Raw genomic sequence first — 775 nt, forward strand, 5'->3', positions numbered from 1 at the left:
CAATTGTTGGATCTGTTGAGTCAAAGACTCCACGGTTAAATCAGGTTGTTCAATCATCTTCGCAGCACCGCATTCCACTAAGTGGTCGGCATTCAGTGCCTGTTGACGGTCTTTATGCATGAACGGGATAAAAATCGCGCCTACACCTGCAGCTGAGACTTCAGATACCGTCAATGCGCCAGAACGGCACACTAGCAGATCTGCCCACGCATACGCTTGTGCAACATCATCGATAAACTCGGTCACTTCTGCATTAGCAACATTGTTCGCTTGATAAGCGGCTTGCACTTCTTGCGCTGCGCCTTTGCCTGCTTGATGACGAATACAGTAGTCTTGTCCCAAGTTTGCCATCACCGCTGGTAATGTTTGATTAAGAATACGCGCCCCTTGGCTGCCGCCCATAACAAGAATACGAATTGGTCCTTCTCTCTCTTGCATACGTTGAGCGGGCTCATCCAACTGCGTTACGTCTTCACGTACAGGGTTACCGACAACCGCCGCAGAAGGAAATGCGCCGGGAAACGCTTGAAAGACTTTCTTAGCGATCTTTGATAGCCATTGATTTGTTAAACCTGCAACCGCGTTTTGTTCGTGTAGAACAACCGGGATACCGCTTAACCAAGCCGCGATACCACCCGGACCACTCACATAGCCGCCCATACCTAAAACGGCATCCGGCTGCCAGCGCTTCATGTGCGCTCGTGCTTGCATGATGGCATTAATAATTTGAAAAGGGGCAGCTAAAAGACGTTTAACGCCTTGGCCTCGCAGACCT

General features: G+C 50.1%; 1 protein-coding gene. It reads right to left on the minus strand.

Annotation, left to right across the window (positions count from 1 at the left end):
* Positions 1-775: undecaprenyldiphospho-muramoylpentapeptide beta-N-acetylglucosaminyltransferase (gene murG, locus R7Q48_RS26615; RefSeq protein ID WP_318133217.1), on the minus strand; the 775-nt coding region annotated here is incomplete at both ends.

It is taken from the genome of Vibrio sp. 378 (assembly GCF_033339435.1).